Origin of the sequence: Cupriavidus sp. WS, assembly GCF_000395345.1 — a bacterium.
In the GTDB taxonomy this organism is placed as follows: domain Bacteria; phylum Pseudomonadota; class Gammaproteobacteria; order Burkholderiales; family Burkholderiaceae; genus Cupriavidus; species Cupriavidus basilensis_B.
Genome location: NZ_AQPL01000325.1, coordinates 1 through 15039, shown reverse-complemented (window position 1 = coordinate 15039; position 15039 = coordinate 1). Strand labels below are relative to the sequence as shown.

12 protein-coding genes are annotated in these 15039 nt (G+C 71.6%); 4 read left to right on the top strand and 8 right to left on the bottom strand.

Annotated elements, in window-relative coordinates:
• The 3 genes from K206_RS0124715 to K206_RS0124705 form a co-directional block, all read left to right on the top strand.
• On the top strand, positions 1-1131 hold a 1131-nt coding region (locus K206_RS0124715; protein WP_020205068.1), incomplete at its 5' end, for a CaiB/BaiF CoA-transferase family protein.
• A gap of 101 nt (positions 1132-1232) precedes the next feature.
• Entirely contained in the window at positions 1233-2201 is a 969-nt protein-coding gene (locus tag K206_RS0124710) for a tripartite tricarboxylate transporter substrate binding protein (RefSeq protein WP_020205067.1), read from the top strand.
• Positions 2202-2210: 9 nt separating this feature from the next.
• Positions 2211-2999, top strand: coding sequence for an enoyl-CoA hydratase (locus K206_RS0124705; RefSeq protein ID WP_020205066.1), 789 nt, complete (start codon positions 2211-2213; stop codon positions 2997-2999).
• A 95-nt stretch (positions 3000-3094) separates the two neighbouring features.
• On the opposite strand, the gene K206_RS0124700 is transcribed toward K206_RS0124705, so the two are convergent.
• The gene (locus K206_RS0124700) at positions 3095-4615 is read right to left on the bottom strand and encodes a glucan biosynthesis protein G (protein WP_020205065.1); all 1521 of its coding nucleotides are present in this window, start codon (positions 4613-4615) and stop codon (positions 3095-3097) included.
• 283 nt (positions 4616-4898) lie between these two features.
• On the opposite strand from K206_RS0124700, the gene bglX reads away from it, so the two are divergent.
• A complete protein-coding gene (bglX, locus tag K206_RS0124695) occupies positions 4899-7187 on the top strand; it encodes a beta-glucosidase BglX (protein ID WP_020205064.1) in 2289 nt (762 codons plus the stop codon).
• A gap of 13 nt (positions 7188-7200) precedes the next feature.
• Here the strand turns inward: bglX and K206_RS0124690 are convergent, their stop codons facing one another.
• The 7 genes from K206_RS0124690 to K206_RS0124660 form a co-directional block, all read right to left on the bottom strand.
• Positions 7201-8283 carry an FUSC family protein gene (locus K206_RS0124690; RefSeq protein ID WP_020205063.1) on the bottom strand — a complete coding sequence of 361 codons (1083 nt, stop codon included), beginning with the start codon at positions 8281-8283 and terminating at the stop codon, positions 7201-7203.
• A gap of 167 nt (positions 8284-8450) precedes the next feature.
• A complete protein-coding gene (locus tag K206_RS0124685) occupies positions 8451-10595 on the bottom strand; it encodes a 3-hydroxyacyl-CoA dehydrogenase NAD-binding domain-containing protein (RefSeq protein WP_020205062.1) in 2145 nt (714 codons plus the stop codon).
• A gap of 28 nt (positions 10596-10623) precedes the next feature.
• Entirely contained in the window at positions 10624-11793 is a 1170-nt protein-coding gene (locus tag K206_RS0124680) for a thiolase (protein ID WP_020205061.1), read from the bottom strand.
• Positions 11790-12191, bottom strand: a complete 402-nt coding sequence (locus tag K206_RS0124675; protein ID WP_020205060.1) for a Zn-ribbon domain-containing OB-fold protein — start codon at positions 12189-12191, stop codon at positions 11790-11792. The genes K206_RS0124680 and K206_RS0124675 overlap by 4 nt, the downstream gene beginning before the upstream one ends.
• A 68-nt stretch (positions 12192-12259) precedes the next feature.
• Positions 12260-13264, bottom strand: coding sequence for a tripartite tricarboxylate transporter substrate binding protein (locus K206_RS0124670; protein WP_020205059.1), 1005 nt, complete (start codon positions 13262-13264; stop codon positions 12260-12262).
• A 232-nt stretch (positions 13265-13496) separates the two neighbouring features.
• Entirely contained in the window at positions 13497-13901 is a 405-nt protein-coding gene (locus tag K206_RS39195; protein WP_020205058.1) for a CzcE family metal-binding protein, read from the bottom strand.
• A gap of 109 nt (positions 13902-14010) precedes the next feature.
• The gene (locus K206_RS0124660; RefSeq protein WP_029044038.1) at positions 14011-14946 is read right to left on the bottom strand and encodes a LysR family transcriptional regulator; all 936 of its coding nucleotides are present in this window, start codon (positions 14944-14946) and stop codon (positions 14011-14013) included.
• Positions 14947-15039: the final 93 nt, after the last annotated feature.

The following is a 15039-nucleotide window of genomic DNA, read 5'->3' as shown; positions in this document are numbered from 1 at the left end:
CTGGATTTGTCGCGGATCCTGGCCGGCCCCTGGTGCACGCAGAACCTCGCCGACCTCGGCGCCGAAGTCACCAAGGTGGAGCGCCCTGGCCACGGCGACGACACGCGCGGCTGGGGTCCGCCCTACCTGCGGGACGCCGAAGGCGAGGACAGCCTCTCCGCGTACTTCATCTGCTGCAACCGCGGCAAGCGCTCGGTCGCCATCGACTACGCCACGCCCGAGGGCGCCGCGCGCATCCGCGCGCTGGCGCTGGAGGCGGACGTGCTGGTGGAGAACTTCAAGGCCGGCACGCTGCGCCGCTACGGGCTGGACTATGACACGCTCAAGGCGCTCAACCCGCGCCTGGTCTACCTGTCGATCACCGGCTTCGGCCAGAGCGGCCCGATGGCGGACAAACCCGGCTACGACTACGTGTTCCAGGGCATGGGCGGCCTCATGAGCTACACCGGCCACCCCGACGGCGAGCCCGGCGCCGGCCCGCTGCGCACCGGCGTGGCGGTGGTGGACCTGACCACCGGCATGTACGCCACCTCGGCGGTGCTGGCGGCGCTGCTGCGCCGGCACGCCACCGGCGCGGGCGAATACCTCGACATCGCGCTGCTCGACGTGGCCGTGGCGCTCAACGCCAACCAGGCTTCCAACTACCTGGTGTCGGGCCGCGCGCCGCAGCGCAGCGGCAACGCCCATCCCAACTGCGCGCCCTACGAAGTGTTCCGCTGCGCCGACGGCCACCTGATCCTGGCCATCGGCAACGACGCGCAGTTCGCCCGCTTCTGCGAAGTGGCCGGCCTCGCCGCGCTGGCAACGGACGCGCGCTACGCCACCAACTCGGCGCGCATCGACAACCTGCCGGCGCTGCGCGCGCTCCTCGCCGAGGTGTTCCCCACGCGCGCGCGGCAGGCATGGACCGACGCCTTCGACGCGGCCGGCGTGCCGTGGGGGCCGATCAACTCGATGGACGAAGTCTTCGCCCATCCGCAGGTGCGGCACCGCCAGCTCGTGCAGAGCGCCGAGCATCCCACGCTCGGGCGCGTGCCGATGATCCGCAACCCGATGCTGGCCGCCGCCGGCGCGCCGCCGTGCGCCGCGCCGCCGCTGCTGGGCGAGCACGACGCGCCGGCGCGCGCCTGACGCCGGCGCCGGCCGACCTGACGGCGCGCGCGGCATCGCGCATGCCGGCGCGCACGACATCGCGCGCAACACGAAAACACATCCATCACCGGAGACACCGCTTGCACAACCGCATCCTCGCCATCCCCCTTCTCGCCGGCCTCGGTCTTTGCGCCGGCGCCCACGCCGCCTACCCCGACAAGCCGGTCAAGCTGATCGTGCCCTACGCCGCGGGCGGCACCACCGACATCATCGCGCGCATCGTCGGCACGCGCCTGGGCGCCGTGCTCAGGCAGCCGGTGGTGGTGGAGAACCGCCCCGGCGCCGGCGGCGCGGTCGGCAGCGCCTATGCCGCCAAGCAGCCCGCGGACGGCTACACGCTGGTGATGGAGGTGGAAAGCTCGCACGCGGTCAATCCCAACGTGTACGCCAAGACCGCCTACGACCCGGTCAAGGACTTCGACCCCATCAGCAACCTGGCCGACGTGCCCAACGTGCTGGTGGTCAACCCGGCCTTCCCGGCCGCCGATCTGCCCGCCTTCATCAAGCTGCTCAAGGCCGAGCCCGGCAAGTATTCGTTCGGCTCGTCCGGCAACGGCGGCCTGAGCCACATGAACGGCGAGCTGTTCATGAGCGAGACCGGCACGAAGATGCTGCACGTGCCCTACAAGGGCCTGGGCCCGGCGCTGAACGACGCGGTGGCGGGACAGATCCAGGTGGTGTTCGACAACATCCCGTCGTCTTCCGGCCTGATCCAGGGCGGGCGCCTGCGCCCGCTCGCGGTGGCGGCCAGGCAGCGCCTCAAGGTGCTGCCCAACGTGCCCACCTACGCCGAGGCCGGCCTGCCGGCGATGAACAATCCTTCGTGGTTCGGCCTCGGCGCGCCCGCCGGCACGCCGGCCGCCATCCTCGACCAGCTCAACGACGCCGTGCGCCGCGTGCTGGCCGAGCCCGAGGTGGTGGCCGCCATCGAGAAGCAGGGCGCCATTCCCAGCCCGATGTCGCGCAAGGCCTTCGCCGACCTGATCCGCGGCCAGAACGCGCACTGGAAGCAGGTCGTCGAAGACATCCATTTCACCAGACTGCAGTAAGGCGCGACCATGACACCGACAGACACCACGCTGAACCACGCCGGCGTCGAGATCGACGGGCGCGGCGTCGCCACGCTCACCATCCGCGAGGCCGGCTCGCTCAACATCCTCGGCACGCCGGTGATCGCCGCGCTCACCGCGGCCGTGCGGGAGCTGGCCGGGCGCGACGGCGTGCGCGTGCTGATCGTGCGCGGCGCCGGCGAGAAGGGTTTCGTCGGCGGCGCCGACATCAAGGAAATGGCCGCGCTGACGCGCGCCAGCGGCGAGGCGTTCATCAGCGGCCTGCGCGGCCTGTGCGACGCGCTGCGGCACTTCCCCGCGCCGGTGATCGCGCGCATGCCGGGCTGGTGCCTCGGCGGCGGGCTGGAGCTGGCGCTGGCCTGCGACATCCGCATCGCCGCCGACAACGCCCAGCTCGGCATGCCCGAAGTGAAGGTCGGCATTCCCTCGGTGATCCACGCCGCGCTGATGCCGCGCCTGGTCGGCAACGCGCGCGCCACGTGGATGCTGCTGACCGGCGAGCTCGCCGACGCGCGCGAAGCGCTGGCATGGGGCCTGGTCAGCAAGGTGGTGCCGCTGGCCGGGCTCGACGCCGAGGTGGAGCGCGTCGCCGCCCTGCTGGCGGGCTTCGGCCCGGCCGTGGTGCGCCAGCAGAAGCGCCTGCTGCGCGAGTGGGAAGACGCGCCGCTGGACGTGTCCATCGCCAACAGCGTGAAGGAATTCGGCAGCGCCTTCGAGACCGGCGAGCCGCAGCGCTACATGAGCGAGTTCCTGCGGCGCAAGCGGCAGGAACGGTAGAAGCGGTAGAAGCGGCCGGGGCGGCCGGAGCGGCCAGGGCCGCCGCCGACGCGGCGATCCGGCCCCGCCGCTCCGTCCCGCAGGTCTTCAATGCCTCAGCCGCCCACCGAGCGCGGCGGCAACTGGTAGCTCCACGTCTCGCTCAGCGGCTTGCCGCCGGCCACCAGCGCCGCGCGCATCTCCACCACCTTGCCGGGGTCCTTGACCTTGACGCGCAGGCTCAGGCGCCAGCCCCCGGTGACGGGGTTGGGCTCCAGCACCTTGTCCAGGATCTCCGCGTTGTCGCTCACGCTGACCTGCGAGCCGACCTGCGTGCCGGCGGGCAGACTGGCCAGCACCGGGCCTTCGAAATCGACCAGCAGCCCGGTGCTGCCGTCGAGATGGCGGATCAGGTTGGCCTGGGTGATTTCCCCGGCCGAGCGCAGCGTCTGCTTGACCCAGGCCACGTCCTTGCCGAGCAGCGCGCTCTCGTTCATGGTCCAGTGCATGGTGTAGTCGGCGCGCAGCGGCTGGCCTCGCGGCGGCAGCACGTCCGGCTTCCAGAACGCGACGATGTTGTCGTTGGTCTCGTCGGGCGTGGGGATCTCCACCAGTTGCACGTGGCCCTTGCCCCAGTCGCCCTGCGGCTCGATCCACGCGCTCGGGCGCAGGTCGTAGCGGTCCTTGAGGTCTTCGTAGGCGGAGAACTCGCGCCCGCGCTGGAGCAGCCCGAAGCCGCGCGGGTTGGTGACTTCGAAGCTGCTGATGGCGAGGTCGCGCGGGTTGTTCAGCGGCCGCCACAGCCATTCGCCGTTGCCGGCATGGATGGCGAGGCCGTTGGAGTCGTGCAGCGCGGGGCGGAAGTTGTACTGGTCGCGCTGCTGGTTCGGCCCGAACAGGAACATGCTGGTCAGCGGCGCCACGCCGAGGTTGAGCGCCTTGCCGCGCAGGAACACGCGCGCCTGCACCTTGAGCACGGTGTCCTCGCCGGGGTAGAGGTCGAAGCGGTAGGCGCCGGTGGCGCGCTGCGAGTCGAGCAGCGCGTAGAACACCACGTGCTTGTCGCCGGGCGCGGGCCGCGCGATCCAGAATTCGCGGAAGGCCGGGAATTCCTCGGCCACCGGCAGCCCGGTGTCGATGGCCAGGCCGCGGCTGGACAGGCCGTAGACCTGGTTCTTGCCGATCACGCGGAAATAGCTGGCGCCGAGCACGCTCATGACCTCGTCGAGCTTGTCGGCGCGGTTGATCGGGTAGAGTACGCGGAAACCGGCATAACCGAGCTTGCTGGTCGCGTCCTTGTCGAGCTTGAGGTCGCCGAAGTCGAAGCGCGCCGGGTCGTACCTGACCTCGCTGACCGCGTTGCCGACGATCTCGTTGATGCGCACCGGCGCGCTGAACTGCATGCCCTGGTGGTAGAAGCCGAGGCGGAACGGCGTGTCCTGGTCTTTCCATTCCAGCTGGTCGCGGCGCGGCTGGATCTTGATGTAGTCGGCGAACTGCATCTGGCTGAACGCGGGCGGCAGGTTGCTGGCCGGCGCGGCATACGGCTTGTCCGCCAGGGCCTTGGCGCGGGCGGTCACGTCGTCCAGCGAGAAGGCCCAGGCCGGGGCGCCGCACAGCAAGGTCAGGGTGGCCATGAGCGCCGGCGCGGCGGCTCGCATCTTGGGACGTAACGACGCGGCAATGACTGCGAAAAACACGAATCTCTCCAGGAAAGGCACGTTGGAACAGGCTGGCGCGGTATGCGCGCGGCGAAAGTTGCTAGTGTAGTGGCGGTAAACTGCGGGCGCAGCGCAAAAAGACAACGAATTTTGCCTCGTGTGCCTGTTCTGGCACGCGCGGACAGCCGGCAGGACGGCCAGCGCGCACTATCGCGGTGCGCCGGACCTGCCGCGCCACTTGGATGACAATCAGATGAGAATGCTTGTTTCGCTGGCCCTGTCGGCCAGTCTTGTTTGCTCGCCGGTGCTTGCCGGTCCCGCCCCCGGCCACGCCGGCGACAAGAACGCATTCATCGCGGACCTGATGAAACGCATGACGCTGGACGAGAAGATCGGCCAGCTGCGCCTGATCAGCATCGGCGCGGACATGCCCCAGCCGCGGCTGCTCGAGGAGATCGCCGCGGGCCGCGTGGGCGGCACCTTCAATTCGGTGACGCCCGCGGAGAACCGGCCGCTGCAGGACGCCGCGGTCCGGCGCAGCCGCCTGAAGATTCCCATCTTCTTCGCCTACGACGTGGTGCACGGCCACCGCACCATCTTCCCGATCAGCCTCGGGCTCGCTTCGAGCTGGGACCTCGCCACGGTGACGCAGAGCGCGCGCATCGCCGCCATCGAGGCCAGCGCCGACGGCCTCGACGCGACCTTCGCGCCGATGGTCGACATCGCCCGCGATCCGCGCTGGGGGCGCACCTCGGAGGGCTTCGGCGAAGACCCCTACCTGGTCTCGCAGTACGCGCGCGCCAGCGTCAAGGGGTTCCAGGGCGGCTCGCCAGCGGGCGCCGACAGCGTGATGGCCTTCGTCAAGCACTTCGCGCTGTACGGCGCGGTCGAAGGCGGGCGCGACTACAACACGGTCGACATGAGCCCGCTGCGCATGTACCAGGACTACCTGCCGCCGTACCGCGCCGGCGTCGACGCGGGCGCCGGCGGCGTCATGATCGCGCTGAACTCGGTCAACGGCGTGCCGGCCACCTCCAACACCTGGCTGCTGCGCGACCTGCTGCGCAAGAGCTGGGGCTTCAAGGGCGTCACGGTGAGCGACCACGGCGCCATCGACGAGCTGACCAAGCACGGCGTGGCGAAGGACGGGCGCGAGGCGGCGCGGCTGGCGATCCGCGCCGGCGTGGACATGAGCATGCACGACTCGGCCTACCTGGCCTACCTGCCCGGGCTGGTGAAGGCGGGCGAGGTGCCCATGCGCGACATCGACGGCGCGGTGCGCGAGGTGCTCGGCGCCAAATACGACATGGGGCTGTTCCAGGACCCGTACCGGCGCATCGGCAAGGCCGAGCAGGACCCGCCCGACATCGACGCGGAAAGCCGCCTGCACCGCGCGGCGGCGCGCGAGGCCGCGCGCCGCTCGCTGGTGCTGCTGGAAAACCGCGCGCAGACGCTGCCGCTGAAGAAGGCCGGCACCATCGCCGTGATCGGCCCGCTGGCCGACGCGCCCATCGACATCATGGGCAGCTGGTCGGCCGCCGGCAAGTCCGGGCAGTCGGTCACGCTGCTGCAGGGCGTGCGCGACGCGCTCGGCGCCAGTGGCCGCGTGGTCTACGCGCGCGGCGCCAACGTGACCGACGACGCCGGCGTGGTCGGCTACCTGAACTTCATGAACTGGGACAAGCCGGAGATCGTGCAGGACAAGCGCGCCCCGGACGAGATGCTGGCCGAGGCCGTGGCGGCCGCGCGCGGCGCCGACACCATCGTGGTCGCGGTGGGCGAGTCGCGCGGCATGTCGCACGAGGCGTCGAGCCGCACCAGCCTGTCGCTGCCGGGCAGCCAGGACGCGCTGCTGCGCGCGCTCAAGGCCACCGGCAAGCCGCTGGTGGTGGTGCTGATGAACGGCCGCCCGCTCACGCTCGGCTGGGAGAAGGAAAACGCTGACGCGCTGCTCGAGACCTGGTACGCCGGCACCGAGGGCGGCCACGCCATCGCCGACGTGCTGTTCGGCGACTACAACCCCGCCGGCAAGCTGCCGATCTCCTTTCCGCGCTCGCTCGGCCAGATCCCGACCTACTACAACCACCCGCGCATCGGCCGCCCGTACCGGCCGGGCGAGCCGCCCAACTACACCTCGCAATACTTCGAGGAGCAGCCCGGCCCGCTCTACCCGTTCGGCTACGGCCTGAGCTACACGGACTTCAGCGTGTCCGAGGTGGCGCTGTCGAGCCCGGCGATGGCGCGCGGCGGCCGCATCGAGGCCAGCGTGACGGTGAAGAACACCGGCCCGCGCGACGGCGAGACCGTGGTCCAGCTTTACCTGCGCGACGTCGCCGCCTCGGTGGTGCGGCCCGTGAAGGAACTCAAGGGCTTCCGCAAGCTCATGCTCAAGGCGGGCGAGGCGCGCGAGGTGCGCTTCACCATCGACGAGGACATGCTGAAGTTCTTCAACGCGCAGCTCGACTACGTTGCCGAGCCGGGCGACTTCACGGTGCAGATCGGGCTCGACTCGCAGGCGGTGCGGGAGCGCGGCTTCGTGCTGCGCTAGCGCCGCGCCGGCATCAGAGGTTCCACTGCCCGGCGGTGGCGGCCAGCGCCTCGCGCACCTGCGCGAACTCGCACTCCAGCCGCTGCGTGAGCGACAGGTAGCCCGCCCACGGCCCTGACAGCGCCGGCATGGCGGGCACGGCGGCGCCGCGCGCGGCCAGCCGCGCCGGCACGCCGTGGACCAGCGCGCGCGCCATGCCGATCAGCATCGACTGCATGCGCCGCGCCGTCGCCACCAGCTGGGCGCGCACGGCGGCGCCGTCTTCCGCGCCGTCTTCCGCACCTTCCTGCCGCGGCCGCACCGCGGCCAGCACCTCCAGCAGGCTGATGCAGACGCGCAGCCCGTGCTGGATCGACTCCAGCTGCGCCATCGGGATGTCGGTCTCCTTGGCCACCGACGGCATCAGCCCGCGCAGCGCCACCAGCAGGCCGCCCTGCAGCGTCATCGCGCGCTGCAGGGCGGCGGCGTCGAGGTCCGCGTCGAGCGCGATGGCGGTCTGCATGCGCGCGCAGCTGCGCAGCGCCTCGGCCAGCTTGTGGCGCCAGGTGTAGGTGGCATGCAGCGGCAGCGCGAACGAGAACAGCAGCGCCACCGCGATGCCGATCAGCACGTCGGCCGTGCGCCACAGGCCGTCGGCGATGGCGTTCTCGCCGTGGCCGGCGACGATGAAGATGGTGATGGCCGACAGCAGCGCGATGTAGCCGCCCTTGCCGATCGCGTGATACGCGCACACGGCGCAGGCGACCGCGATCAGCGCGTAGCTGAGCAGCGGCACCTGCAGCCACGACTGCTGCAGGATGATCGCCAGCCCCGCGCCCGCGCCGATCAGCGTGCCGAGCGCGCGCTCGGCCGCCTTGCGGCGGATGTTGCCCTGGTGCTGCAGGCCGCCGACCACCACCAGCAGCGTGATCGAGGCCCATTCGCCGTGCGGGATGTCCATGCCGGTGGTCAGCGCGATCGAGGCCAGCAGCCCGAGCGCCACGCGCACCGAGTGGATCAGCCGCGCGTGCCGGTAGCGGCGCGCCGGGTCGAGCAGCGGACGCAGCAGCGGGCGCAGCCACGGCGGCAGGCGCAGCAGGAGCGGCCGCGCCGTCATGCCGGCGTCGCCGCGCGGCGGCCGGGGCGGGGGTTCGTCCGGCGCGAACCGGCGGCGGAAGGCGCGTGCACGCTCGACTCCATGATGGCTGGTAAAGCCCGGAGCATAGCAGGCCGGCACGCGCCATGCGCGCGGCGGCGGCGGCGAAGCGCCGCTCGTCCCGCCCCTCAGTCCACGTCGAACGCGGCGCGCCCCTCGGCCACCAGCCGCACCAGCAGCGGCGCGGGCGCCCAGTGCCCGCCGTGGGCGGCTTCGAGCGCGCGGATGCGCTCCAGCACCCGCGCCAGGCCCAGGCGCTGCGCGTGGAACATCGGCCCGCCGCGCCACGCCGGGAAGCCGTAGCCATGCACGTACACCACGTCGATGTCCGAGGCGCGCCGCGCGATGCCCTCTTCCAGGATGCGCGCGCCTTCGTTGACCAGCGCCAGCATGCAGCGCTCGACGATTTCCGCGTCGTCCACCGCGCGGCGCGCGATGCCGGCCTCGGCCGCGCAGGCGCGGATGATCTCGTCGACCAGCGGGTCCGGCAGCGGCGCGCGGCTGCCGGCTTCGTAACGGTAGTAGCCGGCCGCGGTCTTCTGGCCGAAGCGGCCCAGCTCGCAGATGCGGTCGGCCACCTTCGAGTAGCGCAGGTGGGCCGGCCGCGTCGGCGCCAGCCGCTTGCGCGTGGCCCAGTTGATGTCCATGCCGGCGAGGTCGGCCATCGCCAGCGGGCCCATCGCCATGCCGAAGCCGGTCAGCGCGCCGTCCACCTGGCGCGGCGAGGCGCCCTCTTCCAGCAGGAAACCGGCCTCGCGCCAGTACGGCGTGAGCATGCGGTTGCCGACGAAGCCTTCGCACACGCCCACCAGCACCGGGATCTTGCCGATGTCCCGGGCCAGCTTCATGCAGGCCGCGACCACCGCCGGCGCGGTCTGCCGGCCGCGCACCACTTCCAGCAGCTTCATCACGTTGGCGGGGCTGAAGAAGTGCAGCCCGATCACGTCGCGCGGGCGCGAGGTCGCCGCCGCGATGACGTCGACGTCCAGCCGCGAGGTATTGGTGGCGAGCATCGCGCCCGCCTTGCAGATCGCGTCGAGCCGGGCGAACACGGCCTGCTTGACGGCCATGTCCTCGAACACCGCCTCGATCACGAGGTCGGCCTGCGCCAGCTCCGTGTCGGCGAGCGTGGGCGTGATGCGCGCCATGCGCTGCGCGACGTCCCGCGGCGTGAGCTTGCCCTTGGCCGCGGTGATCTCGTAGTTGCGGCGGATCTGCGCCATGCCGCGCGCCAGCGCGTCCTCGCGCTGCTCGCACAGCGTCACCGGGATGCCGGCGTTGGCGAACGCCATCGCGATGCCCGCGCCCATCGTGCCGGCGCCGAGGATGCCCACGCGCGCCACCTCGGTCGCCACCTCGCGCGGCGCCTCGCCCGCCGGCGCGGCGGCGACCTTGGGCGCCTCGCGCTCGGCGAAGAACAGGTGGCGCAGCGCCTGCGATTCCGGGCCGGCCACGAGCTGGTCGAAATGCGCGCGCTCGGCATCGAGCCCCGCCTCCAGCGGCATGCGCGTCGCCGCCTCCACGCAGGCGATCGCGGCGCGCTGCGCCAGCGCGTTGCGGGCGCGCGCGCCGACCGCGGCCACGCGCGCGGCGAAGTCCACGCCCGCGCCGTCGGCGCGCGGCCGGCGCGCGATCACCGGATGCGCGCCCGGCAGGTCCGCCACGCGCCGCGCGAAAGCCAGCGCGGCGGCGAGCGGTTCGCCCTCGATCAGCGCATCGGCCATGCCCAGCGCCAGCGCGCGCTCGCCGCGCACCGGCCGGCCGGACTGGATCAGGTCCAGCGCCGCCGCCACGCCGATCAGGCGCGGCAGCCGCTGCGTGCCGCCGCCGCCCGGCACCAGGCCGAGGTTGACCTCGGGCAGGCCCAGGCTGGCATCGGCGCTGGCGATGCGGTAGTGGCAGCCGAGCGCCAGCTCCATGCCGCCGCCCAGCGCCACGCCGTGGATGACCGCCACCACCGGCCTGGCGGACTGTTCGATGCGCGCGATCACCTCGCGCAGCGTGGGCCGCGCGCTGGCCGCCGGCGTATTGAACTGGCGGATGTCGGCGCCGCCGCAGAACGCCTTGCCGGCGCCGAGGATGGCCACGGCGGCGACGGTGTCGTCGCGCGCCGCCGCGGCCAGTCCTTCGTACAAGCCCAGGCGCACGGTATCGCCGAGGCCGTTGACCGGCGGGTTGTCGATCAGCAGCACGGCCACGCGGCCGTGGCACTGGTAGCGCACGGTCGGGCTCAGGGCGATGTTGTCCGGGGTGCTGGCGGAAGGCAGTGTCATGGCAGGCTCGCGAAGATGCGGTGAAGGTTCAGACTGCGGTGGACAGGATGGCCGTGGCCTGGCTCGACAGCACGCCGCCATTGCCGTGCACCAGCGCCACCTGCGCGCCCGGCACCTGGCGCGCGCCGGCCTCGCGGCGCAGTTGCGCGACCGCCTCGATCACCAGGAAGATGCTGTACATGCCCGGGTGCGTGCACGACAGCCCGCCGCCGTTGGTGTTCATCGGGAACGCGCCGCCGGGCTCGATGCGCCCGCCCGAGACGAAGGCGCCGCCCTCGCCCTTGGCGCAGAAGCCGAGGTCCTCCAGGAACAGGATCGGGTTGATGGTGAAGGCGTCGTACAGCTCCACCACGTCGATGTCGGCCGGCGTCAGGCCGGCTTCGGCGAAGGCCTTGCGGCCCGACTCCACGGCCGGGGTCACGGTCACGTCGTCCATGCACGAGATCTGCCGGTGCCAGTGCGCGTGCCCGCAGCCGAGCACGTAGACGGGGCTGGCGTGCAGGCCGCGCGCGCGGTCGGCGCGCGTGACCACGAAGGCGCCGGCGCCGTCCGTCACCAGGCAGCAGTCGCGCACCGTGAGCGGATCGGAAATCATCTTCGCGCCGAGCACGTCGTCCACGCTCAGCGGGCCGCGCGCAAACGCATCGGGGTTGCGCTGCGCCCACTTGCGCGCGGCCACCGCCACCTCGGCCAGCTGCGTGCGCGTGGTGCCGTACTGGTGCATGTGGCGCGCCGCCGCCAGCGCGTAGCTGCTGGGCGGGTTGAACGGCTTGTACGGATGCTCGTAGGGCTGCGGGTCCAGCTCGGCGCGCATCTGGTTCTGGCGCGTGCTGCTCGGCGCGCTGCGCGGCGTGGCGCCGTAGCAGACCAGCACGTTGTCGCACTCGCCGGCCTCGATGGCCATCGCCGCGATCTTGAGGTCGGCGATGAAGGACGAGCCGCCGAACATGGTGCTGTCGGAAAAGCGCGGCCGGATGCCGAGATACTCGGCCATGCGCATCACCCACCAGGGCGAGGTGAGGCTGGCGGTGATGACGCCGTCGATGTCGCGCATGCGCAGGCCGCTGGCCCGCACCGCCGCGTGCGCCGCCTGCGCGATGATCTCCTGCTCGGTGCGCCCGCCCGCGTGGCCCAGGCCGGCCAGCCCGGTGCCGAGGATGGCGACGGCGCCGCGCCGCGTGCCGTGCGTGTCGCTCATGGCTGCACCTGCGCGACGACGAATTCCAGCAGCGGCCCGGCCGCCTCCTGCGCGATCCGCGCGCGCACGCGCATGCCGATGCGCACCGCGTCCGGCGCCACGCCCGCGACCCGGCTCATCATGCGCGGGCCTTCGTCGAGGTCGATCAGGCTGACGTTGTAGTCGCCTTCCGGCCGGTGCACCGTGGTGGTGGAATACACCGTGGCGCCGCCCGAGGGCGCCTGCCAGGCCAGCGCGTCGGAGCCGCAGTGCGGGCACAGCACGCGCGGGAAGAAATGCCAGCGCCCGCAGTCCGCGCAGCGCGGCATGACGAAGCTGCCCCGCGCCAGGCTGGCGAAATAGAAAGTGTCCGCGCCCCGGGTTTCGCTGTCGGTGGGCGCGCCTGTGCTGCCGTGCATGGAAGCCGCTCCGCGATGGGTTGAGTGGGTCGAATGGATTGAGTGGGTCGAGCGGATTGAGCGGGGATTCACTCGTCCACCTTCACGCCGGTGACCTGCACCGTGCGCTGCCACTTGGCCACCTCGGCCTCCACGTACTGGCGGAACGCCGCCGGGTCGAGCGTGCCGCCGGCCTCGGCGCTCTGCTTGCGCAGCTTCTCGGCCATCGCGGGCGAGCGCATGATGCGGTTGGCCTCGCGGTTCAGGCGCGCCACGATGTCCGGCGCGGTGCCGGCCGGCGCGTACAGGCCGAGCCAGGTGTAGAGGTCGTAGTTCTTGAAGCCGGCCTCGGCGATGGTCGGCAGCTCGGGAAACAGCTTGCTGCGCTCGGCGCTGGTGACGGCGATGGGCCGCAGCTTGCCGGCGGCGATGAAGGCGGACACGCTCATCGAATCCTGGAACACCATCGGGATCTGCCCGGCCACCACGTCGTTGGTGGACGGCGACGCGCCCTTGTACGGCACGTGCACCAGCGGCACGCCGGCCACCTGCCGGAACAGCTCGCCGGCCAGGTGCGTGGAGCCGCCCACGCCGGCCGAGCCGTAGGGCACGCTCGGCTGCGCCTTGGCCCACTTGATGAACTCCGGCAGCGTGTGGGCCGGCACGGACGGGTTCACCACCAGCATGTTGGGCGCCTTGGCGATCAGCGCGATCGGCTCGAAATCCTTCACCGGCTGATAGCGCACGTTCTTCTGCACCGCCGGGCCGATCACGTGGCCGGTCGCGCTGAGCAGCAGCGTGTAGCCGTCACTGGGCTTGCGCGCCACGTACTCGGTGGCGACCTGCCCGGCCGCGCCGGGACGGTTCTCCACCACGAAGCTCTGCCTGAACGCCTGCGACAGCTCGGCGGCCAGCAGGCGCCCGACGATGTCGGTCATGCCGCCGGGCGCGAACGCCACCACGATGGTCACCGGCTTGGCGGGCCACGCTTCGGCCGCGGCCGGCTGCGCGTGCGCGGCGCCGGCCGCGAGGAAGGTGGAAAAGATGCTGCCGCACAAGGCGAGCAGGCGCAGGCGGGCCTGGAAGGGTTTCACGGCTGTCTCCGGATGAATCGTTCTTGTATGTCGCCGCCGGACCGGCATGAGACGAAGGAGCCGCCTTCCACGGGCCTGGAGCTGGCAGCCAGTATATTTTTCGCGCCCGCCATCGGGCCATCCGAAAAATTCGAACCGGCAGTTCGTGGAATTGGAACGCTCGGCCGGCGGCGCGCCGGCCCGCGCTCACATCTGCCGGGCCGCCAACGCCGTCAGCCCGCCGCCGCGCGCGTCAGCCGCCGTGGAACACGTCGCTGGCGCCCACGTACACGCGGATGCCCCTGGCCTGCGGCAGGTCCGGCAGGATCAGCGCCATGTCGAACGAGGTGCCGCCGGCGGCCTCGAGGAAGGTCCAGCCCGCGCTCCTGCCGCCGGCGTTGAAGGCCACCGATTCACCGGAGGCGACGTTGACGTAGTTCATGCCAGGCGTGAGCGTCACGGTGCGCGTGGTGGCGCGCAGGTCGGCGGGGCTGCCGAACAGCGCGGCCACGCGGCTCGCCCTGGTGGCGGGGGCGGAAGGGGAAGTATCGGAGGCGGTCGGGGAGAGGGCTTGCGAGGGCGTGCCGGCGCTCCACGCCGGTGACGTGGCGAGCAGGGAGAGTGCCAGCGCGGCGGCCAGCTTTTGCTTTTTGGTCATTGTGTTTTTCCTTGTGCGCACCCCTGTCATCAGGAGTACACGAAGAAAGTGTAATGACCCGCCACGTATTCTTGAAATGATTTAATCAACCGAAACGAAGTCGGTTTATTCATGCCTCCCGGCCCGGCGGCGGGACGTCTTCCCGCGTGGCCGCCACGCGCGGATCGTCCAGCAGGAACTGCACGAAGGCCGCGGTGAAGGACGGCAGCTTGCGCTCCGCGCGCACGATCAGGTTCAGCTCGCGGCGCGCCCACGGCTCGGCCAGCCGCACGCCGGCCACGCGCGCCTCGCGCAGCGCCTGCGCGGCCACGCTGCGCGGCACCAGCGCCACGCCCACGCCGGCCTCCACCAGCGACAGCGCGGCCTCGAAGCTGTGCGCGTGCAGGCGCACGTTGGGGCTCTTGCCGGCGCGCTGCGCCATGTCGCGCAGGAACAGGAAATTGCTGCTGCCGCGGCTCATGCAGACGAAATCGAATTCGAGCGCCGCGCCGAAGCGCAGCTCGGCCTGCCGCGCGAGCGGATGGTCGGGCGGCACGGCGAGGACCAGTTCGTCCACGGCATAGCGCTCGGCGCGCACGCCGCCGGCATCGATGTCGCCGGCGAGGATGCCGATGTCGGCCTCCTGCGCCGCCACCGCGGCGGGAATGGCCTGGCTGGCGCGTTCTTCGAGGTCGATGTTGACGTCCGGGTTGGCCGCCAGGAAGCGGCTCACGCTGGGGATGATGAAGCCGTTGAGCGAGCTGCTGTTGGCCAGCAGGCGGATATGGCCCTTGAGGCCCGCCGAGAAGCGCCCCACTTCGCCATGCATGCGCTCCACCCCTTGCAGCAGTTCGCGCACGTGCGCGAGCAGGGTCTGGCCGGCGGGCGTGAGCTCCATGCCGCGCGCGTTGCGCACGAACAGCGGCGTGCCCATCGCATGCTCGAGGTTCTTCAGGCGGTAGCTGGCGGCGGATGCCGTGATGTGGATCGCGGAGGCCCCGCTGGACAGGTTCTGCGCTTCGGCAATGGCCTGGAACAGGCGCAGGTCCGTCAGTTCGTAACGCACGGTGTCTCCGTTCTTGTTTTCGTGGCGGTGCAAGGCGTTGCCGGATGGCAAGCCTTGTCCTGCCGCGATTCTAGAGCATGCTGGCGGCCCGCC

What these genes read in the sequence shown, in the direction of transcription:
- K206_RS39195 (WP_020205058.1), bottom strand. Translation starts at nt 13,901, where the DNA reads ATGACCAAAAAGCAAAAGCTGGCCGCCGCGCTGGCACTCTCCCTGCTC.
- bglX (WP_020205064.1), top strand. Translation starts at nt 4,899, where the DNA reads ATGCTTGTTTCGCTGGCCCTGTCGGCCAGTCTTGTTTGCTCGCCGGTG.
- K206_RS0124705 (WP_020205066.1), top strand. Translation starts at nt 2,211, where the DNA reads ATGACACCGACAGACACCACGCTGAACCACGCCGGCGTCGAGATCGAC.
- K206_RS0124680 (WP_020205061.1), bottom strand. Translation starts at nt 11,793, where the DNA reads ATGAGCGACACGCACGGCACGCGGCGCGGCGCCGTCGCCATCCTCGGC.
- K206_RS0124700 (WP_020205065.1), bottom strand. Translation starts at nt 4,615, where the DNA reads ATGGCCACCCTGACCTTGCTGTGCGGCGCCCCGGCCTGGGCCTTCTCG.
- K206_RS0124690 (WP_020205063.1), bottom strand. Translation starts at nt 8,283, where the DNA reads ATGACGGCGCGGCCGCTCCTGCTGCGCCTGCCGCCGTGGCTGCGCCCG.
- K206_RS0124675 (WP_020205060.1), bottom strand. Translation starts at nt 12,191, where the DNA reads ATGCACGGCAGCACAGGCGCGCCCACCGACAGCGAAACCCGGGGCGCG.
- K206_RS0124685 (WP_020205062.1), bottom strand. Translation starts at nt 10,595, where the DNA reads ATGACACTGCCTTCCGCCAGCACCCCGGACAACATCGCCCTGAGCCCG.